The organism is Sphaerisporangium album (assembly GCF_003323745.1).
Classification (GTDB): Bacteria; Actinomycetota; Actinomycetes; order Streptosporangiales; family Streptosporangiaceae; genus Sphaerisporangium; species Sphaerisporangium album.
Genome location: NZ_QOIL01000002.1, coordinates 502,719 through 527,535 on the forward strand (window position 1 = coordinate 502,719; position 24,817 = coordinate 527,535).

Here is a 24,817-nt window from a genome sequence, read left to right on the forward strand (position 1 = left end):
GAAAGGGACCATCTGATGAGCGTCCGTGTCGGCTACTTTCCCAACAACAACTCGCTGTGGGTCCTGCGCGCCCGTGGCATCCTCGAACGGTCCCTGCCCGGCGTCGAGTGGGTCGACCTGCGCGACCTGCCCGCCGGCGAGCGTCCCGACCCCAGGAAGGCGCTGCCCTCGCTGCACGGCGACCACCTGTTCGACGGGGGGTACGACTTCATCGGCACCGGCTCCACGCCGCCCGTCACCGCCCAGGGCAAGGGGCACGACATCGTGTACGTCGCGATCTCCGGGTCCCGGCACGAGAACGGGCGGCTCGTCGTCCACGAGGACTCGCCGATCCACTCCCTGGAGGACCTCGCGGGCAGGCGCGTCGCGCTCGGGCACGGCTCGTGGCAGACCACGCTGCTGCTGTTCGCGCTCGACCGCGCCGGGCTCACCTGGAAGGACATCGAGCCGGTGGACGTCCACGGCGACGCCGCGCAGGTCTTCCTGGATCGCGAGGTGGACGCCTGGGTCGGCTCCTACCCCTCGCTGACCCGGGTCGAGCGGGAGACGCGCGTCCGGGAGCTCGTGGCGACGGACGGGCTGTTCAGCCACCGTTCGCTGTGGTTCACCCGGCGTGACTTCGCCGAGCGGCACCCCGAGGAGCTGGCCGCCATCGTCGCCGCCCTGCAGGAGTCCGACGCGTGGATCAAGGAGAACCCGCGGGCCGCGGCCGAGCTCTTCGCCGCCGACGACGGGGGAGACCTCGACGCCTGGGAGCACGCGCTGCGCCACCGCCCGTTCGGCCTGAACCCGGTCACCGAGGACTTCGTCGCCGAGCAGCAGCGCGCGGCCGACCTCTTCCACGCGAGCGGCCTGATCGACCGCAAGATCAGCGTCTCCGAGGCCGTCCTGCCCGAACTCAACCGCCTGGTGGAGTCCACCCGCCCCCACTGACGGCGACCTCCGACCCCGGGGCGGGGCCCGAGACCTCGCCCCGGCGGAACAGGCGCGGGCCGGGCCGATTCGAAGCCCCGGCCCGCGCCTCCCGAAGGGCCGGACGTCCTGCGAGCCGGATCTCCCGCCTCCCGGCTTCCCCGCGAACGAGGCCTGGCCCGGGGTGGGCCGTGCGCGTCCGGCTCCCTCCTCACCAGGCCGATTCACCATCCGAGGCTGATTGCTGACAGGCTCGGAGCATGCGGATCGATCTGCACACGCACTCCACCGCGAGCGACGGCACCGACGCCCCGGAGCTCCTCATGCGGGAGGCGGCCGAGGCGGGGCTGGACGTGATCGCGCTCACCGACCACGACACCACCGCCGGGTGGAACCGGGCGGCGCCGGCGGTGCCGCCCGGGCTGACGCTGGTGTTCGGCGCCGAGCTGTCGGGCCGCTGGTACCGCAGCGAGCCGTCCATCGGCCTGCACCTGCTCGCCTACCTGTTCGACCCCGGTCACCAGGAGCTGACCGCCGAACTCGCCCGCGTACGCCGCTCCCGCGACCTGCGCGCCGAGGCGATCGTCGAGCTGCTGAACGCCGACGGCGTCGACCTCACCATGGACGAGGTGCGCGGGCTGGTGGCCGGAGGGACGGTCGGCCGCCCGCACATCGCCCGCGCGCTGGTCGCGCGCGGCCTCGTCGGCTCGGTGGACGAGGCGTTCGGCCCCGAATGGCTGGGAGGGCGTTACCGGCTGCCCAAGACCGACATCGACGTGCTGACCGCGATCCGGCTGATCGGCGAGGCGGGCGGCGTGTCCGTGCTGGCCCATCCGATGGCGGGCAGCCGTGGTCACGTCCTGCCGGACGCGCTGATCGTGGGCCTCGCGGGCGCGGGCCTGTGGGGCATCGAGGCCGGCCACCCGGACCACTCGCCCGAGGACGCCGCGCACGTGCGCGTGCTGGCCCGCGACCTGGGCCTGCGCGTCACCGGCTCCAGCGACTACCACGGCGACAACAAGACCGTCCGCCTCGGCGCCTACACCACCGCCCCCGACGTCTACGAGGACCTGATCGCCACCGCCACCGGCACACCCCCCGCCTACGGCCCCCCGAAGCCGTGATCCCACGGCGGACGGGACGGCGGCCCGTGGCGGAGGGTCCGGCGTCGGGCTATATCGGCTCGCCCGGGAGGGCGGCGTACTCGCGGCGCAGGGTGGTCACGATCGGCTCGTCCGGCCGAAGCTCGGCCCCGTCGATCGAGCGCACGGGACGCGCACCGATCGCCGAGCTGGTGACGAACGCCGCCGTCATGCCGGGCAGGTCGTCGAGGTCGACGGCGGCCGTGACGGACGGGATGCCCACGCGCTCCGCGACCCGCTGGAGCAGCCGCATGGTCACGCCCGGGAGGCGGTCGTCCTCCGGCCACAGCAGGCGGCCTTCGCGGACGAAGCCGATGTTCCAGGTCGGCCCCTCGGTCACCCGTCCCCGAGCGTCCGTGAACAGCGCGTCGTCGTACCCGCCGGCCAGGGCGAACCGCCGGTGGAGGACCGGCCCGAACAGCCCGGAGTGCTTGACCTCCGGAAGATCGCGCTGGTACTCGGCCGTCCCGAGGGCGAGCGGGGGCAGGTCGCCGGGGACCGGCCGGGTGCTGACCAGGATCTCCGGATGGGCTTTGACGGCCGGACGCGCGACGTCCAACTCGGGATCGAAGACGGTGACACGCACGATCACCGGCGTGCCGGGCGCCGTCACGCGCCGGACCAGATGGCGGACGCGGTCGAGGTCGAGCTCGGCGCCGTGCAGGACGCGGCAGTCACCGAGCAGCCGCTCCAGATGGAGCGACAGCCCCCGGACGCGCCCGTCCTCCACCCGCATGGTGGTGAAGTGCCCGTAGTTGTACAGCGCCAGCGCCCCAAGCTCCTCGACGCCGACGGGCCGTCCGTTCAACTCCATCATCGGCCCATCCTGACACCTCCCCGGGCACCCCTCACCCCGTGATTCCCGATGTTCGCCGAAGGCGTGCGCGTGAGCCGGCTACATGCAGCGGCCTCGTCACGGCTCGATGACGAGCTCCTTGACCCTGTCGCCTTCGAGCTGGAACTGGAACCGGAGGTCGGCCTCGCCTCCCGGGAAGTCGCCCTCCAGGTGGGCCTTCACGGTCCATCCGTTGGGAGAGTGCTCGGTCTGCTGCGTGTAGTCGGTCGTGTAGGTGTACTCGCTCGCCGCTTTCGCGAGCCAGTTGCGGATCGCGTCGATCCCCGCGTACTCGATGTTCTCGTCGGTGACCTTCGCGTCCGGCGTGAAGACGGTTGTGAGGGATTCGCGGTCGCCGTCCCGGTGGGTCTCGAGGTAGTGGCGGACGACGGCCGGCAGCTTCTCGGGCGCGTAGGGGACATAGGGGGTCTCGCTCATGATGGCTCTCCTTTCAGTGGGTGGTGGGTGCTAGGTCGTTCTCAGGGTTCCGCCGTCGATCACGATCTCGGTTCCGAGGATGGACGCGGCGGGGCGCATGCCTCAAAGGTCGGCCTTCCCCCAAGGGGAAGGTCAAGTCGTGGCCGCGCAGAGAGCCGAGGGGTGGCGGCCGGCGCCTCTATGTCGCCGGCCGCCGCGGCGGCACCGTAGCGCTGGATCACATCGCGGTCATCGCGTTCTCCTGTCTTCGTAGACTTGTGGGAGTTCTCATGGTTCCCGGCGGGTGCCGGTTGCTTGAACGTGACCACCGGAGGTCAGGGTGTCCCAGCCAGACGTATCCCAGGTCGAGTGGACGGTGTTCTCCGCGAAGTGCCCCTCTCGGGAGTCGCCGGCGCGCATCGCGAACAAGTGAACGGCGATGATCGTGATCCTGCTGGATCGCAGTCCACGGCGGTTCGGCGATCTCCACCGGGAGATCGGGGGCATCTCGAAGAAGGTGCTGATCGACACCCTGCGTGCGCTCGAGAGGGACGGGATGATCGCGCGGCCCGACCCGGATGACGCGTCCGCGGTGTACCGGCTCACTCCGCTCGGCCGCACGCTCCGCGAGCCGCTGATCGCGCTGCGGCAGTGGGCCGAATCCCATGTCGACGAAGTGATCAGAGCCCAGCAGGCGTATGACGAGCGCCACGATGGAGACCTCGTGGCGGATGGCGACGGCGGCGGCCCGCAGGTTCCCGGATCGTGATCAGCTCGGATCGGTCGCTGATGACGATCGGTGACTTCTCGCGGGCGACTCGCCTGAGCGCCAAGGCGCTGCGCCACTACCACCGTGAGGGGCTGCTCGCCCCGGCCTCGGTGGATCCGGTCAACGGCTACCGCCTCTACACGGTCGACCAGCTGATCGATGCGCAGGTGATCCGAACCCTCCGGGAGCTGGACGTCCCGGTGGACGAGATCCGCGAGATCGTCTCCACTTCGGATGTGGCGTCCAGGGCGGCCCGGATCGAAGGGCACGCGGCGCGCCTGGAGGCGCGGCTGCGGAAGACCTCGGATGCCCTGTCGTCGCTGAGGCGCATCCTCGACGACGCCTCGCCGCGGATCCCGATCGCCCACCGGACGGTTCCTCCGACCGATGCCCTGGTCGTCCAGGAGGTCATCGATCTGCCGGAGTTGAGCCCGTGGTTCGATTCCGCGATGCGTGAGCTCGCGCGGGTCGTCGAGGCGGAGCGGGTTCCCGTGGCGGGCGCCTTCGGAGGCCTGTGGTCGACGGAGCTGTTCCTCGACGGCAGGGGGATGGCCGCGCTCTATGCGCCGGTCGACAGCGGAAGCGAGCTCGAGACCATGGGACGCGTGCGAGCGGTCACGCTGCCGGCCGTGGAACTCGCCGTGGCGACGAGCCACGGGCCGGACGAGAGCGTCAGGGCGGTCTACGCCGCGCTGGGCGAGCACGTCGCCCGCCACGAGCTGAGCATCGACGCACCCATCCGCGAGACGTATCTGAAGGGCCTGCCCGGCCCGGACGCGGACGCGATCGTCGAGATCGGATGGCCCGTGTTCCGCGTCACCCGGTAGAAGCGGACGCTGGGCGCGCGGCAGGCGCCCAGCGTCCGGGGTGTGATCACGCCGAGGGCGGTCGCACCGTCCTGCTGGTCAGCGACGGGTGCCGGGGGCTCCGGTAGAGCTCTTGGTCCGGGTCGGCACGACCTCCTTGGGAACGAACGTGAGCGCCGCGACCGCGTCGACCGGCTCCGGGGTGACATCGCCGCCGCGCCCCTCGAACGTCGCGTCGAGAAGCTCCTTCAGAGAGCGGTTGGTCTCAATGGGGAGGAAGGAGATCATGCAGACCTCCTCCAGCGATGCCGACTCGGCGACGTCGATGAGCTCCGCCTTCAGGTCCTCACGCGTGTAGGTGATGATGTAGTTGTAGTCCTGCTCGAGCGTGAACAGCTTGTGCTCGCGCATCTCCGCAGGAACGTCGCTCTCCTTGAAGTTCCACAGGAACCTGGCCGGGCCGCCCACGACGGGTCCGCCGAGCACGAGCTGCTTCGCCATCAGCGCATCGAGGATGCGATGGGCCTGCGCGGTCTGCTCCGCGCTGATGAACACCTGGTAGTACTGCATCTTTTTCCTTCTTCGGTTGAGATCGCCCGGGTTGCTCCTGAGCGATCGGCTCAATGTAGCGCTGCTACACACCATATAGCACCGCTATACTAGGGGTATGACGAAGGAGCTTTCGACTCGGGACAGGCTGCTGCTCGTCGGCGCGGAGCTCCTGGAGCACGCCGAGGGGGGCGCGGTCTCCACGCGCGCGATAACCGAGAAGGCGGGGGTTCAGGCGCCGACGCTGTATCACCACTTCGGCAGCAAGCAGGCTCTCCTCGACGAGGTGGTCAGCCACGGGTTCCGGCGCTTTCTCCAGGACAACCCCGCCCCCGCCGACGAGGCCGGCCGGATCTCGGCGATCGCGCGCGCGTGGGACACGCACGTCCGGTTCGGTGTGGAGCACCCCGCGTTCTACGCGCACATCTACGCCCGGGTCGAGCCGGGCTATCGATGCGGCGTCGTCAGCGTCGTGGAGCAGATGCTCCTGGAGGCACTCGAGCGGGCGCGGTCGGTCCTGGCGGTGGATCCCGCGCAGGCGGCGAGGATGATCCTGGCGGCGAGCACGGGTGTGATTTTGACGTTGATCTCCGAGCTGGACGGCGACCCGCACTGGGAGCTCTCGGAGCGCGTGCGGGACGCGATCCTCGACTCGCTCGTCATTTCGGGCGGGGCGAGATGAGCCCTCGATGCATCGTCGCGGAGGCAAGAGGTCATGCCGTTCGCTGATGACATGATCGGCGACGACGTCGCCCGTCGGCCGCGGAGATCGTCGATGCGGTCGCGGCAAGGCGGGGTGCCTCGGTGACGCGCTGCTGGAGTCGTCGGGGCGAACCGCCGGTGAGCTCGCCTACCTCAATCGAGAGGTGCGCAGCCTCCGCGACCGGATCTACCAGGACCTCGGCGGCTGGGAGACGCCGATCTGAGTGCCAATGGCGCACAGCAAACTGTGCGTACAGCTGCGCTGCCTCGGGGTGGCGTCGGCGTGAGGCAGGGGTGGCGCCATAGCGCACGGTCGCCGTCGGCGAAGTTGACGCATCACTGTATCTGCTGCCACATCGTTCTGCCCTACCCAGGAGAAATCCACTTGCGCTCCCCATATGGGTGATGCATCATCCTTCGTATAGGGTGACGTATCACCCATGAAGGAGATCTTCTCGTGGAAAAGATTTGGATCGTGACCGGGGCTGCGTCGGGCCTCGGTCGAGAGGTCGCGCGCGCCGCACTGGAAGAAGGGGACGTCGTCGTCGCCACCGATCGCGACACGGCGGGCGCCGCGGTGCTGGCCGACGCCCACGGCGATGCAGTCGATACCGTGCAGCTCGACGTGACCGACCTCGGCCGCGTCGACGAGGTCGTGGCCGACGTGGTCCGGCGGCACGGCCGCATCGACGTACTCGTCAACGCGGCCGGTCGTGGCCATATCGGCGCGGTCGAGGAGACGTCCGATACCGAGCTGCGTCGTCTGATGGAGCTGCACTTCTTCGGCCCGGCCGCGCTCACGCGCGCGGTCCTGCCGCATATGCGCGCGCAGCGGAGTGGTGCGATCGTGCAGATCAGCAGCCTGGCCGGCCAGCTCTCGGTCCCGGGGATGTCGGCGTACTCGGCCGGGAAGTTCGCGCTGGAGGGATTCTCGGTCGCGCTGGCACAGGAGGTCGCGCCCCTGGGGATCAAGGTGCTCATCGGTCAGCCCGGTGCGATGCGGACGAACTTCGCCGGCCCGGCGATCAGCGAGTCCGAGCGCATCGCAGACTACGAGGCAACCGTCGGGGGGCTCCGTAAGCACGTGGCGGAGGTCACCGGACAGCAGCCGGGTGACCCGGAGAGGGTCGCGGCGGCGCTGCTAACGGCACTGGCGGCCGAGGACACGCCCGTCCGCCTGCCGCTCGGCAATGACGCATTCGATCGGCTGACCGCGGACGCGGACAGGACGCAGCAGGACCGGGTGGCATGGGAGGAGGTGTCCCGTGGCACCGACTTCTGAGACGACCGCCGGCCGTGTCGGCCGTGTCGCGGGCAGGACTGCGCTGGTGACCGGCGGCGCGAAGGGCATGGGCGCGGCAACCGTGCGGCTGCTCGCCGAGGAGGGCGCCCGTGTGGCCGCCGTCGACGTCGACCTCGAGGGGGCGCGCAGGCTGGCGGACGAGCTCGGTCCCGATGTCATCGCCCTGCCCATGGACGTGCGATCCGCAGACGAGTGGGCCGCGGCGGTCCAGGAGGTCGAGGAGCGCTTCGGCGCCGTCGACATCCTCGTCAACAACGCCGGCATCGCCGACCCGGGGCTGATCGGGCAGTGGGCGCTCGATCGCCTCCAGCGCACGATCGACGTCAACCTGGTCGGGGTCTTCAACGGCATCCAGGCCGTGCTCCCCGCGATGAAGCGTGCCGGTGGCGGCTCGATCGTCAACATCAGCTCGGTCGGATCATTCCAAGGTGTGCCAAGGATGTCGCCGTATGTGGCCACCAAGTGGGGCGTGCGCGGTCTGACCAAGTCGGCGGCGCTGGAGCTGGGCGTGCACGGAATCCGTGTGAACGCGGTGCACCCCGGCCAGACCAGGACACCGATGACGGAGGGAGTCGTCTTCGACACCAGCGCGATCGCGCTCGGGCGGGTCGGGGAACCCGAGGACATCGCGCGAGCGGTGCTGTTCCTCGCGTCGGACGAGTCCAGCTTCATCACCGGGAGCGACCTCGTCGTCGACGGTGGTCAGATCGCCGGACAGGCGGACTACAGCGGCCTCCCGCTGTAGTCACCCGGGGTGCGGCCTCGGCCCTCGTCTCGGCCGCACCCCGCTGGCGACCATCAGACGGATGACTTGTCACCCTGAGTGCTAGCATGGCGCGGTGAATGAGGCGGAGCAGTTGTCAGATCGCGAACGTCGCGCGTGGTACGGCTTCCTCACGATGCAGGAAGACCTCCGTCGCCACCTCAATCGCGAGCTGACCAACGACTCCGGCATCTCACTGTCGGACTTCGCCGTCCTGAGCACGCTGCAGCAGTCCGAGATCGGCGCCCTCCGGATGTTCGAACTGCGAGCGGCACTGCGCTGGGAGAAAACCCGGCTGACGCATCAGGTGACGAGGATGATGAAGCGGGACCTCGTCGCTCGCGTCCACTGCGAAGAGGACGCCCGTGGCATGCGCATCCATCTGACCGAGACCGGCCGCAACACGATCGAAGCGGCCATCCCGGGCTATCTCGACCACGTTCGCAGAGTGCTGTTCGACGTGGTCACCCCGCGGCAGCTCGACGCCCTGGCAGACGTCTCCGAGCAGGTGCTCGAGGCCCTGGCGGCCGAGCCGATCGACGACTAGGGCGGGTCGCGCGCGCTCGCCAGCATCACGACGGGCCGGCTCCCGGAGAGGTGAACGCCATTCATCTCAGCGCACCGATGTGTCCGATCCCGAGTCCGTGGCCGCCATGGTCGCCCGCGCGGTCGCCGAGTTCGGCCGCCTGGACCTCGCCGCCAACGTCGCCGGGGTCGGGGAAGTCGTCGGTGCGAAGCGTGGCGTCAGTAGCCGGCGGTGGGGTCGATCACGCCTTCCAGCGGGTGGGCGTCGCGGAGGTGGCGGACGTTGCGTTCGACGCGTTCGCACAGCATGCGCGTGACGTACTCCGGGGAGTCGGCACAGTGTGAGGTGATCAGCACCCTGGGGTCGTCCCACAGAGGGTGGCCGCCGGGGAGCGGCTCGGGGTCGGTCACGTCCAGGCCGGCGGCGGCGAGGCGGTCCTCCCGCAGCGCTTCCACCAGGGCATCGGTGTCGATGTGGGCGCCGCGGGCGACGTTGACGATCACGGCGTGCGGGGGGAGCAGCTCCAGCTCCGGGCGGCCGATGACGTGCCTCGTACCAGGGGTGAGGGCGAGCGCCAGCACCAGCACGTCCGTGCCGGGAAGCGTCGCGTGCAGGGCCGAGGGCGGCAGCGTATCGTCGGCGCCGTCCAGCTTGTCCGGACGGCGGCGGATGACCGTGATGTGGCATCCGAACGGCTGGAGCAGCCGGACGAGCTTCCCGGCGATGCCTCCGCCGCCCAGGATCGTCACCGTCCGGCCGCTCAGCGAAGTGGGGGGCATGGGCAGCCACCTCGGCGTCCGCGCCTGGCGGGCGATGTTGCGCAGGGACGCCAGCGTCAGAAGGAGCGCGTGCTCGCTCACCTGCCCGGCGTAGGCCCCCTTGGCGCAGGTGAAGGTCACCTCGTCGCGGAACGCCCCGGCCTCCGCGTACTTCTCGACCCCTGCCCATGGGAACTGCACCCACCGGATGCCCGGATGGGCGTCCAGGGTCTCGCCGAGCAGCTCGGGCCGCGCGGGGACGAGCCAGACGAGCCCGTTCGCCGCGCCGGGCGGGACCACGGCGCCGCCGCCGCGGGCCACGGCCTCCGCGAGGGCGGCGCGCACCCGCTCGGCCTCGGGATCGGCGGCCGCTTCCGGGCCGTCGGGGACGACTATCGCGATTCTGGCTTCCACGACGCACATTCTGTCGCGGATCGCTCCAGGCGACGCCGCGCTCGTGGCCCTGCCGGCCGTGGCCGCGCTCGGCCTGACGACCGCGGTGATCGGCGTGGTGAACAATTATCGGTTCCGGGGTCCTCGGCGGTCTGCTGTAGCCCTTCCCTCCAGAGGCGGTAACGCGGCGGGCGTTGGAAATGGTCTACACCAGTCATGGTCTACACCAATGGGCGCCGTTGAATGGGCGGTGAATCTACCTGACCGCTTCCTGGAATTGGTATATACCATGCTCGGCCCCGCCCGGGTTTTCCTCCCCGCGGCCTTATCCGAGGCAATGGATTAGACCGCTATATTGGGTTCTAGCAGGGAAGACGCCCTCCCGAGACGAGGGTGACGTTTCCCTCAAGGAACCATAGGTAGAGTCCCCCGCAACGAGGCGGAAGCATACGCCGTGAAGTCGTTGAAGGAGCTCGAGTGCCCAAATACGTGTACGACTTCACCGAGGGCAACAAAGATCTCAAGGATCTCCTCGGTGGTAAGGGTGCCAATCTCGCGGAGATGACTAACCTGGGTCTTCCCGTGCCTCCGGGATTCACGATCACCTCCGAGGCGTGCCGCGGTTACCTCCGCGAGGGCGGTCTCCCCGACGGGCTCGCCGAGGAGGTCGAGACCCACCTGGAGGCGCTGGAGAAGGGGATGGGCAAGCGCCTCGGCGCCGCGGAGGACCCGCTGCTCGTCAGCGTGCGTTCCGGGGCGAAGTACTCCATGCCCGGCATGATGGAGACCGTCCTCAACATCGGCCTCAACGACGAGTCCGTCCAGGGCCTGGCCGCCCAGGCGGGCGACGAGCGGTTCGCGTGGGACTCCTACCGCCGCCTGATCCAGATGTTCGGCAAGACCGTCCTCGGCCTGGAGGGCGAGCTGTTCGAGGCCGCGATCGACGACGTCAAGCGGCGCAAGGGCGTGGTCAGCGACCTCGACCTCGACGCGGCGGACTTCCGCGGCCTCGTGGACACCTACAAGGGCATCGTGCGCGAGCAGACCGGCGGCGACTTCCCGTCCGACCCCCGCGAGCAGATGCGCCAGGCCGTCCAGGCCGTGTTCGACTCCTGGAACGCCCCCCGCGCGATCATCTACCGCCGCCAGGAGCGCATCCCCGACGACCTGGGCACGGCGGTCAACATCGTGGCGATGGTCTTCGGCAACCTCGGCATGGAGTCGGGCACGGGCGTGGCCTTCACCCGCGACCCGGGCTCGGGGCAGCAGGGCGTGTACGGCGACTACCTGCAGAACGCCCAGGGCGAGGACGTCGTCGCGGGCATCCGCAACACGGTCCCGCTCCAGCGGCTGGGGGAGATCGACCCGGAGTCCTACCGGCGGCTCCTGGAGATCATGAAGACGCTGGAGGACCACTACCGCGACCTGTGCGACATCGAGTTCACCATCGAGCGCGGCAAGCTGTGGATGCTCCAGACCCGCGTCGGCAAGCGCACGGCGGCGGCGGCGTTCCGCATCGCCACCCAGCTCGTCGACCAGGGCCTCATCGACCTGGACGAGGCCGTCGGCCGGGTCTCCGGCGACCAGCTCGCCCAGCTCATGTTCCCCCGGTTCGACGCGGGCGCCGGCCGTCCGCTGATCGCCAAGGGCATGAACGCCTCGCCCGGCGCGGCGGTCGGCAGGGCGGTGTTCTCCACCGAGCGCGCCAAGGAGCTGGCCGCCGAGGGCGAGGACGTGATCCTGGTCCGCCGCGAGACCACTCCGGACGACCTGGCGGGCATGATCGCCGCCAGGGGCGTGCTGACCAGCAGGGGCGGCAAGACCTCGCACGCCGCCGTGGTCGCCCGCGGCATGGGCAAGACCTGCGTGTGCGGCGCCGAGGAACTGGAGGTCGACGCCAAGGGACGGCGGTTCACCGCGCCCGGCGGCGTGACGGTCGAAGAGGGCGACGTCATCTCGATCGACGGCGCCACCGGCGAGGTGTTCCTCGGCGAGGTCCCGGTCGTGGCGTCCCCGGTCGTGGAGTACTTCGAGGGCACACGCACAGGGAAGGGCACGGACAGGGAGCGTGACGAGCTCGTCCAGGCCGTCGACCGCCTCATGCGCCACGCCGACGAGCGCCGCCGCATGGCCGTACGGGCCAACGCCGACACCCCCGAGGACGCCGCCCGCGCCCGCAGGTTCGGCGCGCAGGGCATCGGCCTGTGCCGCACCGAGCACATGTTCCTCGGCGACCGGCGCAAGCTCGTGGAGGACCTGATCCTGGCGGAGTCGCCGGAGGAGCGGCGCGCGGCGCTCGACGCGCTGGAGCCGCTGCAGAAGTCCGACTTCGTGGGCATCTTCGAGGCGATGGACGGGCTGCCGGTGACGATCCGGCTGATCGACCCGCCGCTGCACGAGTTCCTGCCCGACCTCACGGCCCTGTCGGTGAAGCTCGCCCTCGCCGGGGACGACGCCACGCCGCGCGACCGGCGCCTCCTGGGGGCCGTCAAGCGCCTGCACGAGCAGAACCCCATGCTGGGCCTGCGGGGCGTGCGTCTCGGCCTGGTGATCCCCGGCCTGTTCACGATGCAGGTGCGGGCCATCGCCGAGGCCGTGGCCGAGCGGCGCGCGGCCGGGGGAGATCCCCGCGCCGAGATCATGATCCCGCTGGTGAGCGCCGTCCAGGAGCTGGAGGGCGTGCGGGACGACGCCGAGAAGATCCTGGCGGAGACCGGCGTCGAGGCGCTGATCGGCACGATGATCGAGGTGCCGCGCGCGGCCCTGACGGCCGGGCAGATCGCCGAGGCGGCGCGTTTCTTCTCCTTCGGCACCAACGACCTGACCCAGATGACCTGGGGGTTCTCGCGGGACGACGTCGAGGCCGCGTTCTTCTCGCGCTATCTGGACCTCGGCATCTTCGGGGTGTCCCCGTTCGAGACGATCGACAGGAGCGGTGTCGGCCGGTTGATGCGTCTCGCCGTCGAGGAGGGCCGCGCGAGCCGTCCGGACATCAAGCTGGGCATCTGCGGCGAGCACGGCGGCGACCCGGAGTCGGTGCACTTCTGCCACGAGATCGGCCTGGACTACGTGTCCTGCTCGCCGTTCCGGGTGCCGGTGGCCCGCCTTGAGGCGGGGCGTGCCGCGCTGGCGGGCGGCGAGTCCGAGACCCGGTGAGACCGGCCCGGTCCGGGCGGCCGCCGAGGCGGCCCGGACCGGGGTGTGGCGTTCTGCCGGCAGGGGGGGTCGTACGGGCGTTTTGATCTGCGCATATATCGGATATGCCAGGGTTGCCGTGAGTTTCCCGCATGTTAGTGATGGCGGGCCCGTCCCGGGGTAGCATCCCGCTACCGATGAGAGGCTATGACCAGTTCGATCAGGCCAGATGGGTGCCGGAACCCGCCGGCAACCCCGAGCGCAGCGCGTTCGAACGCGACCGGGCGCGGGTGCTGCACAGCGCGGCGCTGCGGCGGCTGGCCGCGAAGACGCAGGTCGTCGGGCCGGGGGAGTTCCCCGACCACGGCCGCCACATCCCGCGCACCCGCCTGACCCACTCGCTCGAATGCGCCCAGATCGGCCGTGAGATGGGCAAGGCGCTCGGCTGTGACCCCGACCTGGTGGAGACGGCCTGCCTGGCCCACGACCTCGGCCACCCGCCGTTCGGGCACAACGGCGAGGCCGCGCTCAACGAGCTGGCCGCCCGGTGCGGCGGGTTCGAGGGCAACGCCCAGAGCCTGCGCCTGCTCGTCCGGCTGGAGGCCAAGGTGCTGACCGCCGACGGGCGCAGCGCCGGGCTCAACCTCACCCGCGCCACGCTCGACTCCGCGCTCAAGTACCCGTGGACCTCCGCCCACGGCGCCAAGTACGGCGTCTACGCCGACGACCTCGCGGTCTTCGACTGGGTCCGCCAGGGCTCGCCGGCCGGGAGCGTCAGCTTCGAGGCGCAGGTCATGGACTGGTCGGACGACGTCGCCTACTCCGTGCACGACCTGGAGGACGCCCTGCACTCCGGCCACGTCCTGCCCGCGCAGCTCGGCGACGCCGAGGAGCGGCGGGAGGTGTGCGAACGCACGCTCAAGTGGTACGCGGGCGACAGCAGCCTCACCGAGCTGGAGGAGACCTTCGCCCGGCTGATCGGGGAGCCGCTGTGGCCGTGGCGCTTCGAGGGCAGCATGGGCGATCTGGTGGCGCTGAAGTCGTTCACCAGCGGGCTGATCGGGCGCTTCTGCCTGTCCGCGCAGGCCGCCACCCGCGAGGCGTACGGACGGGAGGTGCTCACCCGGCACGGGGCCGAGCTGGTCGTGCCGAGGACGACCCGCCTGGAGTGCGCGCTGCTCAAGGGGCTGACGGCGCACTACGTGATGGCCAGGGACGACCACAACGCCAACCAGGCCCGCCAGCGCGAGCTGATCGCCGAGCTGGCCTCGATGATCATGCTGGGCGCGCCGGGGACGCTGGAGCCGGCGCTGCGTCCCGCCTTCGCCGAGGCGGCCGACGACGCCGCCCGCCTGCGCGTGGTCGTCGACCAGATCGCCTCCCTCACCGACGTCTCGGCGGTGAGCCTGCACCGCGGTCTCGGCGCGCGCCTGTAGGGGCTCGCGCCGTTCGCGGTGGACGAGGACCGTGGCGAGCGGGAAGGGCGGGCCCGTGGCCGGCTTCGGCGACATCGAAGCCTGCCGCCACACGGCGGTCGTGGGCGGGCGCCGCCCTAGCCGCGGCGCACGTCCGACGGGTCGCCGGTCTGGGTCGGGACGGGGCGGCGGGTGGGCTTCTTCTGGGGCTTGGACGCGCAGAGGGTGCGGCAGGGAGGCGTCGCGCCGACGGCGGCGCGCACGGCCGACACGCGCGCGGCGGGGGACAGCGTCGGGTTGCCGCTCAGCCAGGCGTCCAGGTACGTCCAGGGGTCGACCATGCCCCGGCGCACCCACCAGTACTTGGAGGACGTCGACCACGACAGCGCGAAGTACAGGTTGGTCCCCTGGCCCTTGGCGTTGCCCGAGTCGCCGACCTGGCCGAGCACCTGGCCCGCGCTCACCCGGACCCCGGGGCGGATGCCCTGCGCCACCGCGTCGAGGTGCCCGCCGAGGTAGCGCACGCCGTCGTCCCCGATGATCGACACGAACCGGCCCTCGCGGTCCGCGCCGTGGTCGGTGGAGGCCGTCCAGCGGTTGCTGGCGTTGACCTCGTGCACCACGCCGCCGACGGGCGCGACGAACGCGCAGCCCTTCCCCGCCCAGATCGTGCTCTTGGGCAGGACGAGCTGCTGGCGGGCGTAGCTGACCCGGCAGCCCTTCACCGGGAAGGCGTAGGTGAAGCGCGACACCTTGGGCGGGGGCACCCGGACCGGCTCGTCGCCCTCGGGAGGGGTGACCTTCGGACGCGGGCTCGCGGCGCCGGAGGGCTCCCCGGACGGCTTCAGCGTGGCCGCGTCGATCTCGCCCCGGTCCGCGCTCGGGGACGGGCTCGGCTCGCCCGTGTCGCTCGGGAGCGCCCGCGGGGAGGTGGTGGGAAGCGTGCTGATGCCGGCCACCCCGGACGGGGCGGCGCAGGCCGCGGTGACGAGCACCGTCGCGGCAATGGCGGCGAGTCGCCCCGGTCGCATGATCTCCACCCGTTTGACGTTACCGAAATCGAGCGTTTCCTTTCTAACCGACCTCCATGCTCGCCATGACCCATTCACGGAAAATCACCCATCACGGGCAGCTCGCGCCCAGGTTGTCGGCGGTGAGTCGTAGACTCGCGGCGTGGCAGGGCGGATCAGTGACGAGGACATCGCGCTCGTGCGTGAGCGCTCATCGATCGCCGACGTCGTGGGGGAGCACATCCAGCTCCGCAACGCGGGCGGCGGCAACCTCAAAGGGTTGTGCCCCTTCCACGAAGAGAAGTCCCCCTCCTTCAACGTGACGCCCTCGCGGGGCTACTGGTACTGCTTCGGCTGCGCCGAAGGCGGGGATGTCATCACGTTCGTCCGCAAGCTGGAGCATCTGTCCTTCGCCGAGGCGATCGAGCGGCTGGCCCAGCGCGCCGGCATCCAGCTGCGGTACGAGCAGGGCGGATACGTCCCGGGGCGCGAGCACGGCGAGCGCAGCCGCCTGATCGAGGCCCACCGGGTCGCCGCCGAGTTCTACGTCTCGCTGCTGTCGGAGGCCGAGGCCGCCCCCGGACGCCGGTTCCTCTCCGAGCGGGGGTTCGAGCGGGTCGACGCCGAGCTCTTCGGGGTCGGGTACGCCCCCGCCGAGTGGGACCGCCTGGCCCGCCACCTGCTGGCCCGGGGCTTCACCGCGGCCGAGCTCGTCAAGGGCGGCCTGGCCCGTGAGGGCCGCCGCGGCCCGGTCGACCGCTTCCGCGGCCGGCTCGTCTGGCCGATCCGCGACATCACCGGCGAGACGATCGGCTTCGGGGCGCGCAGGCTGCTCGAAAGCGACGACGGGCCCAAGTACCTCAACACCCCCGAAAGCCCCATCTACAAGAAGAGCACGGTCCTCTACGGCATCGACCTGGCCAAGCGCGAGATCTCCAAGCGCTCGCAGGCCGTCGTCGTCGAGGGGTACACCGACGTGATGGCCTGCCACCTGGCCGGCGTCCCGACGGCGGTCGCCACGTGCGGCACCTCTTTCGGCGAGGAGCACATCAAGGTCCTGCGGCGGCTCCTGCTCGACCAGGCCGAGTTCCGCGGCGAGGTCGTGTTCACCTTCGACGGCGACTCGGCGGGGCAGAAGGCCGCCCTGCGCGCCTTCGCCGACGAGCAGAAGTTCGTCACCCAGACTTTCGTGGCCGTCCAGCCCGACGGCCTCGACCCGTGCGACCTGCGCGTCAAGCACGGGGACGGCGCGGTGCGCGAGCTGATCGCCGGGCGCGAGCCGCTGTTCGCGTTCGCCATCCGCAGCGTGATCTCCCGCTACGAGCTGGACACCAACGAGGGCCGCCTGGCCGCGCTGGACGCCGCCGCGCCGCTGGTGGCCGGCATCAAGGACTCCGCCCTGCGCGGGCGGTACGCCGTCGACCTCGACCGCTGGCTCGGGTTCATGGACGAGCGCATGGTGCTGCGGCGCATCCAGGAGGTCGGCGGGCGGCAGGCCGGCGGGCGCCCGGCCGCCCCCGAGCGCGGCGGCAGGCGGCCCGCCGCGCCGCGTCCGCCCGACCCCGCCGACCCCGCGGTCCGCCTGGAGTCCGAGGCGCTGAAGCTCGCCGTCCAGCGGCCCGCCCTCATGGGGCCGGAGTTCGACGCGCTCGGCGCGGGGGCGTTCACCGTCCCCGGGCACGTCGCGCTGTACGAGCTGATCATGGAGGCGGGGGGCACGGTGACCGGCGGCCCGGGCGGGCGCGACTGGGTCGACATCCTGCTCGGCGCCACGAACGACGACGGGCTGCGCGGGCTGGTGACGCGGTTCGCCGTCGAGCCGCTGCGGGCGGACCTGGAGGGCGAGGAGCGCTACGGCGCGGCCGTCCTGGCGCGGCTGTCGGAGGTCGCGGTGACGCGCGCGCTCGTTCAGGTCAAGGCGAAGATGGAACGGCTCAACCCGGTCGAGCAGCAGCAGGAGTACAACCGTCTCTTCGGGGAACTGGTGGCGCTCGAACAACAACGGCGCGTGTTAAGAGAACGGGCCGTCGGCGCATAAGAATCTTTACTTTCCGCTCGTCGGCTTGGCCAAACATTTGTTTGATATCGATTCGGTAATGAATTCGGCTTACCGTCGGTGACAAAAATAGGGCCTGCCGTTTTACGGTGCCTATACAGCAGACTATGTCCCGTGGGTACATCGGTGCTGCCAAGTGGACCGCCATCGGTAGACCAGGTGGCGGATCTAGTCGCCAGAGGAAGAGAGCGCGGGAGCGTCACCGTAGACGACGTCGCCGCCGCGCTCGACCGCTCCGAGTTGCCACCCGACGCGCTGGAGCGCGTCGTGCGGATGCTCGCCGAAAAGGGTGTGGAGGTGCTCGAGCCCCAGGGCGACGACGACACCGTCCGCCCCGACGAGGAGGACGTCGGCAAGCGCGCGCCGACCAGCGACCTCGTCCGGATCTACCTCCGCGAGATCGGCAGGGTGCCTCTGCTGACCGCCGAGGAGGAGGTCGAGCTCGCCAAGGCCATCGAGGCCGGGCTGTTCGCCGAGGACAAGCTCTGCGAGGTCGGGTGCAGGCTCGCCACCCCCGAGTTCGAGGAGCTGGTCTGGGAGGGCGTCCGGGCCAAGCAGCGGCTCATCGAGGCCAACCTGCGTCTGGTGGTGTCGATCGCCAAGCGTTACGTCGGGCGCGGCATGCTGTTCCTGGACCTCATCCAGGAGGGCAACCTGGGCCTGATCCGCGCGGTCGAGAAGTTCGACTACACCAAGGGCTACAAGTTCTCGACCTACGCCACCTGGTGGATCCGCCAGGCGATCACCCGCGCCATCGCCGACCAGGCGCGGACGATCCGCATCCCGGTCCACATGGTCGAGACCATCAACAAGCTCGTCCGGGTGCAGCGTCAGCTCCACCAGGATCTCGGCCGGGAGCCGGCTCCCGAGGAGATCGCGCTGGAGATGGACCTGCCCGTGGACCGGGTGGTCGAGATCCAGCGCATCGCCCAGGAGCCGGTGTCCCTGCAGTCGCCGATCGGCGAGGAGGACTCCGACCTCGGTGACTTCATCGAGGACGCTGACGCCGTCGTGCCCATCGAGGCCGCCGCGTTCATCATGCTGCAGGACCAGCTCGACGACATCCTCGCCACCCTCTCCGACCGCGAGCAGCGGATCATCCAGCTCCGCTTCGGCCTGGCCGACGGGCATCCGAGGACGCTGGAGGAGGTCGGGCGGGAGTTCGGCGTGACGCGGGAGCGCATCCGGCAGATCGAGTCCAAGACGCTCGCCAAACTGCGCCACCCGACCCGCGCGCAAATGCTGCGCGACTATCTCGACTGAGGCGCGAGTGGCCGGCGCCGGCGACCGGGAGACGATCGCGGTCGCCGGCCCTGTCGCGCGTCCGTCCGGTTTGACAGAATTCCGCGCGGAGATTTTCAGGGTAATTTCGTATATGATTCCGGCGTATATCCTGCGATCATTCAAGGGTGTGAAAAGAGCCGTCGATTCCGCGGCGGCCGGCCGAATAATCATGCCGCCCTCGAATGACGGGCTTCACATTCGGCGGCGGCGGGGGATGATGGTCCCATGAGGCCGGTCTGCCGCCCGGGTCCTGCGCCCGTTTCCGGCGTCGGGCGGCTCCACCGCCGAGGCCCGCCCTCGCCGGCCTGATCACCCCAGGGCGGCCACCTGGACGCGGCCCGCGTCCGGTCCAGGGCTTCACCTGACACCTACAGCGCGGAAGCCCGGTCCTTCAGGGCCGGGAGGAAGCGCGGAACCGTCCCGCACGATTTGATCACTCCCGCATTGACGGATAAATTCAATGGCGTGTTGGTGACGGAGATGCTGAAGCTCGCCCCGAGCGCTGAACAGGGCGAAGCCCTGCTGGCGACGATGCGTGCCTGCAACGCCGCCGGCAACCGGGTGGCCGAGGTGGCGTTCGCCCACCGGACCGCGAACAAGATGGCCTTGCAGAAGCTCGTGTACGCCGAACTGCGGGCCGAGTTCGCCCTGTCGGCGCAGATGGCCATCCGGTCCATCGCCAAGGCGTGCGAGGCGTACAAGCGGGACAAGACGATCAAGCCGGTGTTCCGTGACCTGGGTGCGGTCGCGTTCGATCAGCGGATCCTGTCGTGGAAGGGCCGCGACCGGGTCAGCATGCTCACCCTCAGCGGGCGGATCGTCGTCCCGGTGGTCTACCAGGGACGTTGGCTGTCCACCACCGGGGCGACCATGCGCGGGCAAGCCGACCTGGTCTACCGGGACGGCATGTTCTTCCTCGCCGTGGTGATCGACGTGCCCGAGCCGCCGCAGGGCGACGAGCCCGACACGTGGCTGGGCGTGGATCTCGGCATCGCCAACCTGGCCACCGACTCCACCGGGCAGGAACACACCGGCAAGGCAGTGCGGGCGGTCCGGTATAGCAACCGCTTGCTCCGTGCTCGCCTCCAGGCCAAGGGCACCAAATCCGCCAAGCGGCTCCTCAAGGCTCGCCGCCGCAGGGAATCCCGGTTCACCCGGGACGTCAACCATGTCATCTCCAAGCATCTGGTCGGCAAGGCCGAAGACACCAGGTCCGGGATCGCCCTGGAAGACCTCGAAGGCATCCGGGACCGGGTAACGGTTCGCAAGGCGCAGCGTGCCGACCTGCACTCGTGGAGCTTCCACCAGCTCCGCACGTTCGTGACCTACAAGGCCGCCATCGCCGGGATTCCCGTGCGTCTGGTGGACCCGCGTAACACGTCGCGAACCTGCCCCGAGTGCGGCCACATCGACAAGCGGAACCGTCCCACCCGGGACGACTTCCGCTGCACCTCCTGCGGGTTCGCTGGTCCCGCAGACCACATCGCGGCGATCAACATCGGTCGCCGGGCAGTGAGTCACGCTGCCGACGACGCGGCCTGAACCGTCGAACCCATCGACGGCGAGGAGCTGCAAGCTCGGCCCTTCAGGACCGAGAAGCTGACAGGCCATAGGTCGGCCGCGCCCGAGGCGGCGGGGGACCGGGAATCCGATCGCGACGAGGCAGGCGGGCGGCACACCACCTCGGCCTGCTGGACCGATAGCTTTCACGCATGAGAATTCCCTGGGGCTCCCGCGCCCTTCCTCCGGAGGCCGGCGTCACGCTGGAGCCGGGGGAGCGGGCGCTGGTCCACGCCCGGACGCCGGAGGGCGGCTACGTCGTGGCCACCGACCGCGCCCTGCGCCTGCCGGGCGAGAGCCCGCTGCCCTGGTACCGGATCGACCGCGCCCAGTGGGACGAGGAGGGCCTGCACGTCGTGGCGACCGACGGCGGCGAGTGGCGGGTGTCCCTGCCCGAGCCCGGCCGCCTTCCCGAGGCGGTGCGCGAGCGGGTCACCTCCTCCATCCTCGTCAACCGGCACGTGCGGCTCGTAGAGCGGGGGGGAGTGCGGCTGGTCGCGCGGCGGGTGCCTGGACGGGAGGACGCGCTGTGGGAGCTGGTGTTCGACCCCGGGCTCGACGCGTCGGACCCGGGCCTGCGCGCCGCCGCCGAGCAGGTGCTGGAGGATCTGCGGCGCAACCTCGGCATCTGAGCGGGCCGCGCGGGGGTACGAGCACGGCCCGGCGCGGGAGGCTCAGTCGGGGGATGCGGGCAGGGACGGCCTGGAACGACCGAGACCCGCGTCGCGTACCGGCGGTGGCCGTCCGCGCGAGGCCCGGAACGAACGAAACCCGCGTCGCGCGGGCCTCGTTCGCACCGTACCGGTCACCACCGGTCGCATCCGGTCGGCCGCCGGTCAGGTGACGCGTTCCACCTCGCTGTCCGGCCAGCCGGTCCCGGTGTCGTCCTTGACGGCCCAGCCGTTCTTGTGCAGGAACGGCACCCTGTCGCCGAGGACGTCGCCGAGCTTGTGCTTGGTGACCTCGGCCGCCTTGGACGCCTGCGCGCCCGCCAGGCCTGCGGCCTGCTGGACGGCAGGGCTGTCGGCGACCCGCTGCGCCACTCGCTTGATCTGCTCGTAGCGCTCGCGGCCCGCCCGGCTGCCGAGGACGTACCCGACGGCCAGGCCCACGGTGAACGTCAATCGATATCGCATCTACTTACACCTCCGGTGCGGCTGGCATCTCCGCTTGCCGGTCCCCTACCCCAGCCGCGTGCGGTTATGGTCGGAACTCGGCCCGCGTTCGGGCGAGGAGTGCCCGGCCGCCCCATGAGGGGGGTGATCGAGTGCGACACGCACCCCCCGGAATGCGCTAATCTAGTTCCGCGCCGCAAGGAAGGGCCTCGAAATCCTCCGTGCGACGCGCGCGATCCCGTGTAGCTCAATCGGCAGAGCAGCCGGCTGTTAACCGGCAGGTTATAGGTTCGAGTCCTATCGCGGGAGCCACGCTCCAGCAGCCCCAGAGACACCTGTCCTGGGGCTGTCGCCGTTTCCGGCCCCTCCGTCCGCCGCCGGGGCGTTCCGTCCTCCCGCCGGGAATCTCCGGAACCCCGGACAAATCACCGGTGATGGCGGAAGATGTGGGTCTGCCGTGCTTCGTGGCGCAACGCGCACGGCCCGCCGCACGCCGTGACCGTGTGCGCCCCGGGCCCCCGTGCGTGCGGCCATGGTCGTACGGCGGCCGCGGATCATGCCCAGGGCAGCGGGGAAGGGCCGCTGCGCGCAGGACGCTCGCATCCCCCGGAAGGTGCGGCGCGCCCGTGTAAGCCCCCTGGCGGTTCTCGCATGCTCGTGTGGTGGAAATCCCGACGCCGTCCCCCGTCCCCCGTCCCCGGCGGCCCTGAGGGCGAGGTGGCGTGCGGCATGGCCCCGGACGCCGGGCCTCCGGCGCCGCCCGAATACCAGGAGGGCGCCGGCACCGGGCCGGTGGACCCGGCGCAGGCGGAGGCGTTCCTCAGGCTCTTCTACGCGGAGAACCCCTCCGCGGGGCGGCTGCGGCCGCGATTACGGGAGGTCGAGGCGCAGATCTCCCGGCACGGCACCTACATCCACACCCCGGAGGAGCTCACCTTCGGCGCGCGGGTGGCCTGGCGCAACAGCAACCGGTGCATCGGCCGCCTGTACTGGCGCTCGCTGCGGGTGCGGGACCGCCGGTCGGTCGGCACCGCCGCGGGGGTCGCGGTGGAGTGCGTCCGCCATCTGCGCGAGGCGACCGGCGGCGGGCGCGTCCGTCCCACGATCACCGTCTTCGACCAGGACCGCCCGGGACGTCCCGGGCCGAGGATCCTGAACGAGCAGCTCATCCGGTACGCCGGATATCTCGGCCCGGCCGGCGAGCTCGTGGCCGGGGACGCGCGCAACGCCGCCCTCACGGCCACAGCCCGCCGCCTCGGCTGGCCCGGCGGCCCGGGGACGGACTTCGACGTGCTCCCGCTCGTGATCGAGGCGGGGGACCGCCCGCCGCTGCTCGCGTCCATTCCGGGTGACGCGGTGCTGGAGGTCCCGCTCGAACACCCCGCCTACCCCTGGTTCGCCGACCTCGGGCTCCGCTGGCACGCCGTGCCCGCGATCTCGGACATGTGCCTGGAGATCGGCGGCGTCTGCTACCCCTGCGCGCCGTTCAACGGCTGGTACATGGGGACGGAGATCGGCGCGCGCAACCTCGCCGACGAGGACCGCTACGACCGCCTGGGCGTGGTGGCCGCGCGGCTCGGCCTGGACACCTCCAGCGACCGCACGCTGTGGAAGGACCACGCGCTGGTCGAGCTGAACGTGGCCGTGCTGCACTCGTTCACCCGGGCGGGCGTCACGATCACCGACCACCACACCGAGTCCCGCCGGTTCATGGCCCATCTGGAGCGTGAGGAACGTTCCGGGCGCGTCTGCCCCGCCGACTGGTCCTGGATCGTTCCGCCGCTGTCGGGGGCGCTCACGCCCGTCTTCCACCGGTACTACGACGACGTCCGGCTCTCCCCGGCGTTCGTCCACCACCCCCGCAAGCCCGGGGACGGAGCCTGACCCACTCCCCGAACCGCCGTGCCGGAGGCTCGGCCATAGGTGCGTGTAGAACTATATTCGGTAGCGGTTTCTCCCCAGGAGGTTTCATGTCCGATCTCGTGCTGTCTTCTCTCGACGAGGGCGTGCTGACGCTGACGTTCAACCGGCCCGACCGGCTCAACGCCTGGACCGCCGCGATGGGCCGCCGCTACTTCGACCTGCTGGAGGACGCCGAGCGCGCCCCGGACGTCCGCGTGATCGTCGTCACCGGCGCCGGGAAGGGTTTCTGCGCGGGCGCGGACTTCGAGACGCTCAGCGCCGTCCAGGACGGCTCGTACGACGAGGAGCAGGACAAGCGGCCCGGCACCTTCCCGACGACGATCCGCAAGCCGATCATCGCGGCGGTCAACGGCGCCTGCGCGGGGCTCGGCATGGTGCAGGCGCTGGTGTGCGACCTGGTGTTCACGGCGGCCGAGGCCAAGTGGGCCACCGCGTTCGCCCGGCGCGGCCTGATCGCCGAGTACGGCCTGGCCTGGATCCTCCCCAGGCTGGTAGGGCAGGCCAGGGCCATGGATCTGCTGCTCTCGGGCCGCACGTTCACCGGCGCCGAGGCGGGCGCGCTGGGCCTCGCCGGCCGCGTGGTGCCGGGGGAGCGGCTGCTGGAGGAGGCCACCGCCTACGCCCGGGAACTGGCGGTCCACAGTTCGCCGGCCTCGATGGCCATCATCAAGCGCCAGATCTGGGGCGATTGGGACAAAACGCTCGACGAGTCCGCCGCCGAGGCCGTCCGGCTCATGATGGAGTCGTTCGGGCGCCCGGATTTCGCTGAGGGCGTTGCCAGCTATCTGGAGCGCCGCGCGCCCGCCTTCCCGCCGCTGGACCGGCGGTAATGTCCTCCGGCGGCCCCGCGCGGCCCGGCCGGGGAGTACGATCATGACCGCGTCGACCCCCCTGCGTTGGCCATACGCCCGCGCCATGGTGTTGAATAGGGAGCGGTTGTAGTAGAGGTTCGTTAACGTGTAGCAGCGCCTGCGGAGTTCTTACAGCGGGCGTTCCACCGTGCGAAGCCACGTGCTTTCGAGGGGCGGTCGGTCGCTAGGCAACCCGAGGAACCACGCCGTGGTCCTCGTAGATCGTCTCATGAGGAGATTCAGTTTATGGCTCAGGGAACCGTCAAGTGGTTCAACGCCGAAAAGGGCTTCGGTTTCATCGCTCCCGATGACGGCAGTGCGGACGTCTTCGTCCACTACTCCGCCATCGACTCCAGCGGCTACCGCAGCCTCGAGGAGAACCAGCGCGTCGACTTCCAGACGACGCGTGGGCCGAAGGGCCCCCAGGCGGAGCAGGTCCGCCCGCTTTAAGAAGACCGAGCTCAACGGCTCCGTGCGCGCGGGTCGGCAGACCCGTGCGGGCTGGTCGCAAGGCTCTCGCGAGGACGGCACCGCCGTCCTCGCCCTAGGACGTCGGGGCGGTTCGCCGAACGTGAACCGCCCTCGTCGTCCAT

At 70.6% G+C, this 24,817-nt stretch carries 23 protein-coding genes and 1 tRNA gene; 18 read left to right on the top strand and 6 right to left on the bottom strand.

What is annotated here, in order from left to right; all coding sequences use genetic code 11:
* Positions 1-15 precede the first annotated feature (15 nt).
* Both DQ384_RS04640 and DQ384_RS04645 read left to right on the top strand, forming a co-directional pair.
* Complete coding sequence (locus DQ384_RS04640; protein ID WP_114027400.1) at positions 16-933, top strand: ABC transporter substrate-binding protein; 918 nt, start codon at positions 16-18, stop codon at positions 931-933.
* A 239-nt stretch (positions 934-1,172) separates the two neighbouring features.
* Complete coding sequence (locus DQ384_RS04645) at positions 1,173-2,036, top strand: PHP domain-containing protein (RefSeq protein WP_114027401.1); 864 nt, start codon at positions 1,173-1,175, stop codon at positions 2,034-2,036.
* A 49-nt stretch (positions 2,037-2,085) separates the two neighbouring features.
* Here DQ384_RS04645 and DQ384_RS04650 read toward each other — a convergent pair whose 3' ends face one another.
* Together DQ384_RS04650 and DQ384_RS04655 are read right to left on the bottom strand one after the other, a co-directional pair.
* Positions 2,086-2,868: an aminotransferase class IV family protein gene (locus DQ384_RS04650; protein WP_114027518.1), complete on the bottom strand. Its 783-nt coding sequence runs from the start codon at positions 2,866-2,868 to the stop codon at positions 2,086-2,088.
* Positions 2,869-2,967: 99 nt separating this feature from the next.
* Positions 2,968-3,327, bottom strand: a complete 360-nt coding sequence (locus DQ384_RS04655) for a nuclear transport factor 2 family protein (RefSeq protein ID WP_114027402.1) — start codon at positions 3,325-3,327, stop codon at positions 2,968-2,970.
* A 418-nt stretch (positions 3,328-3,745) separates the two neighbouring features.
* On the opposite strand from DQ384_RS04655, the gene DQ384_RS04660 reads away from it, so the two are divergent.
* Complete coding sequence (locus tag DQ384_RS04660) at positions 3,746-4,075, top strand: winged helix-turn-helix transcriptional regulator (RefSeq protein WP_114027403.1); 330 nt, start codon at positions 3,746-3,748, stop codon at positions 4,073-4,075.
* Positions 4,072-4,902 (top strand): MerR family transcriptional regulator, encoded by an 831-nt coding sequence (locus DQ384_RS04665; protein WP_114027404.1) that lies wholly within the window; start codon positions 4,072-4,074, stop codon positions 4,900-4,902. The genes DQ384_RS04660 and DQ384_RS04665 overlap by 4 nt, the downstream gene beginning before the upstream one ends.
* Positions 4,903-4,980: 78 nt before the next feature.
* Here DQ384_RS04665 and DQ384_RS04670 read toward each other — a convergent pair whose 3' ends face one another.
* Positions 4,981-5,451, bottom strand: a complete 471-nt coding sequence (locus tag DQ384_RS04670; RefSeq protein ID WP_114027405.1) for a hypothetical protein — start codon at positions 5,449-5,451, stop codon at positions 4,981-4,983.
* Positions 5,452-5,548: 97 nt separating this feature from the next.
* Between DQ384_RS04670 and DQ384_RS04675 the strand changes: the two genes are divergently transcribed.
* From DQ384_RS04675 to DQ384_RS04690, 4 genes are all read left to right on the top strand, one after another.
* Positions 5,549-6,112: a TetR/AcrR family transcriptional regulator gene (locus DQ384_RS04675; protein ID WP_114027406.1), complete on the top strand. Its 564-nt coding sequence runs from the start codon at positions 5,549-5,551 to the stop codon at positions 6,110-6,112.
* Positions 6,113-6,589: 477 nt separating this feature from the next.
* The gene (locus DQ384_RS04680) at positions 6,590-7,414 is read left to right on the top strand and encodes an oxidoreductase (RefSeq protein ID WP_114027407.1); all 825 of its coding nucleotides are present in this window, start codon (positions 6,590-6,592) and stop codon (positions 7,412-7,414) included.
* A complete protein-coding gene (locus DQ384_RS04685) occupies positions 7,398-8,180 on the top strand; it encodes an SDR family NAD(P)-dependent oxidoreductase (protein ID WP_245966247.1) in 783 nt (260 codons plus the stop codon). The genes DQ384_RS04680 and DQ384_RS04685 overlap by 17 nt, the downstream gene beginning before the upstream one ends.
* A 94-nt stretch (positions 8,181-8,274) precedes the next feature.
* On the top strand, positions 8,275-8,745 hold the full coding sequence (locus DQ384_RS04690) for a MarR family winged helix-turn-helix transcriptional regulator (protein WP_220182770.1): 471 nt from the start codon (positions 8,275-8,277) through the stop codon (positions 8,743-8,745).
* Positions 8,746-8,942: 197 nt separating this feature from the next.
* Here DQ384_RS04690 and DQ384_RS04695 read toward each other — a convergent pair whose 3' ends face one another.
* Complete coding sequence (locus tag DQ384_RS04695; protein WP_147268640.1) at positions 8,943-9,896, bottom strand: D-isomer specific 2-hydroxyacid dehydrogenase family protein; 954 nt, start codon at positions 9,894-9,896, stop codon at positions 8,943-8,945.
* A gap of 456 nt (positions 9,897-10,352) precedes the next feature.
* Here DQ384_RS04695 and ppdK point away from each other — a divergent pair, with 456 nt between their 5' ends.
* Both ppdK and DQ384_RS04705 read left to right on the top strand, forming a co-directional pair.
* Positions 10,353-13,031: a pyruvate, phosphate dikinase gene (gene ppdK, locus DQ384_RS04700; protein ID WP_114027409.1), complete on the top strand. Its 2,679-nt coding sequence runs from the start codon at positions 10,353-10,355 to the stop codon at positions 13,029-13,031.
* 176 nt (positions 13,032-13,207) lie between these two features.
* Entirely contained in the window at positions 13,208-14,446 is a 1,239-nt protein-coding gene (locus DQ384_RS04705; RefSeq protein WP_114027410.1) for a deoxyguanosinetriphosphate triphosphohydrolase, read from the top strand.
* A gap of 116 nt (positions 14,447-14,562) precedes the next feature.
* On the opposite strand, the gene DQ384_RS04710 is transcribed toward DQ384_RS04705, so the two are convergent.
* A complete protein-coding gene (locus DQ384_RS04710; RefSeq protein ID WP_114027521.1) occupies positions 14,563-15,456 on the bottom strand; it encodes a M23 family metallopeptidase in 894 nt (297 codons plus the stop codon).
* 142 nt (positions 15,457-15,598) lie between these two features.
* Between DQ384_RS04710 and dnaG the strand changes: the two genes are divergently transcribed.
* The 4 genes from dnaG to DQ384_RS04730 all read left to right on the top strand — a co-directional run bounded on the left by dnaG (position 15,599) and on the right by DQ384_RS04730 (position 20,967).
* The gene (gene dnaG, locus DQ384_RS04715) at positions 15,599-17,473 is read left to right on the top strand and encodes a DNA primase (RefSeq protein WP_114027411.1); all 1,875 of its coding nucleotides are present in this window, start codon (positions 15,599-15,601) and stop codon (positions 17,471-17,473) included.
* A 177-nt stretch (positions 17,474-17,650) separates the two neighbouring features.
* On the top strand, positions 17,651-18,754 hold the full coding sequence (gene rpoD / locus DQ384_RS04720) for an RNA polymerase sigma factor RpoD (RefSeq protein ID WP_245966248.1): 1,104 nt from the start codon (positions 17,651-17,653) through the stop codon (positions 18,752-18,754).
* A 486-nt stretch (positions 18,755-19,240) separates the two neighbouring features.
* Positions 19,241-20,317 carry an RNA-guided endonuclease InsQ/TnpB family protein gene (locus DQ384_RS04725; protein ID WP_114027413.1) on the top strand — a complete coding sequence of 359 codons (1,077 nt, stop codon included), beginning with the start codon at positions 19,241-19,243 and terminating at the stop codon, positions 20,315-20,317.
* Positions 20,318-20,487: 170 nt separating this feature from the next.
* Positions 20,488-20,967 carry a hypothetical protein gene (locus tag DQ384_RS04730; RefSeq protein ID WP_114027414.1) on the top strand — a complete coding sequence of 160 codons (480 nt, stop codon included), beginning with the start codon at positions 20,488-20,490 and terminating at the stop codon, positions 20,965-20,967.
* Positions 20,968-21,171: 204 nt separating this feature from the next.
* On the opposite strand, the gene DQ384_RS04735 is transcribed toward DQ384_RS04730, so the two are convergent.
* The gene (locus DQ384_RS04735) at positions 21,172-21,471 is read right to left on the bottom strand and encodes a YtxH domain-containing protein (RefSeq protein WP_114027415.1); all 300 of its coding nucleotides are present in this window, start codon (positions 21,469-21,471) and stop codon (positions 21,172-21,174) included.
* Positions 21,472-21,686: 215 nt separating this feature from the next.
* Between DQ384_RS04735 and DQ384_RS04740 the strand changes: the two genes are divergently transcribed.
* The 4 genes from DQ384_RS04740 to DQ384_RS04755 all read left to right on the top strand — a co-directional run bounded on the left by DQ384_RS04740 (position 21,687) and on the right by DQ384_RS04755 (position 24,674).
* Positions 21,687-21,762, top strand: a tRNA-Asn gene (locus tag DQ384_RS04740).
* Positions 21,763-22,179: 417 nt separating this feature from the next.
* Entirely contained in the window at positions 22,180-23,334 is a 1,155-nt protein-coding gene (locus tag DQ384_RS04745) for a nitric oxide synthase oxygenase (RefSeq protein ID WP_220182771.1), read from the top strand.
* 86 nt (positions 23,335-23,420) lie between these two features.
* Positions 23,421-24,203 carry an enoyl-CoA hydratase-related protein gene (locus tag DQ384_RS04750; protein WP_114027417.1) on the top strand — a complete coding sequence of 261 codons (783 nt, stop codon included), beginning with the start codon at positions 23,421-23,423 and terminating at the stop codon, positions 24,201-24,203.
* 267 nt (positions 24,204-24,470) lie between these two features.
* Positions 24,471-24,674: a cold-shock protein gene (locus DQ384_RS04755; RefSeq protein WP_114027418.1), complete on the top strand. Its 204-nt coding sequence runs from the start codon at positions 24,471-24,473 to the stop codon at positions 24,672-24,674.
* Positions 24,675-24,817: the final 143 nt, after the last annotated feature.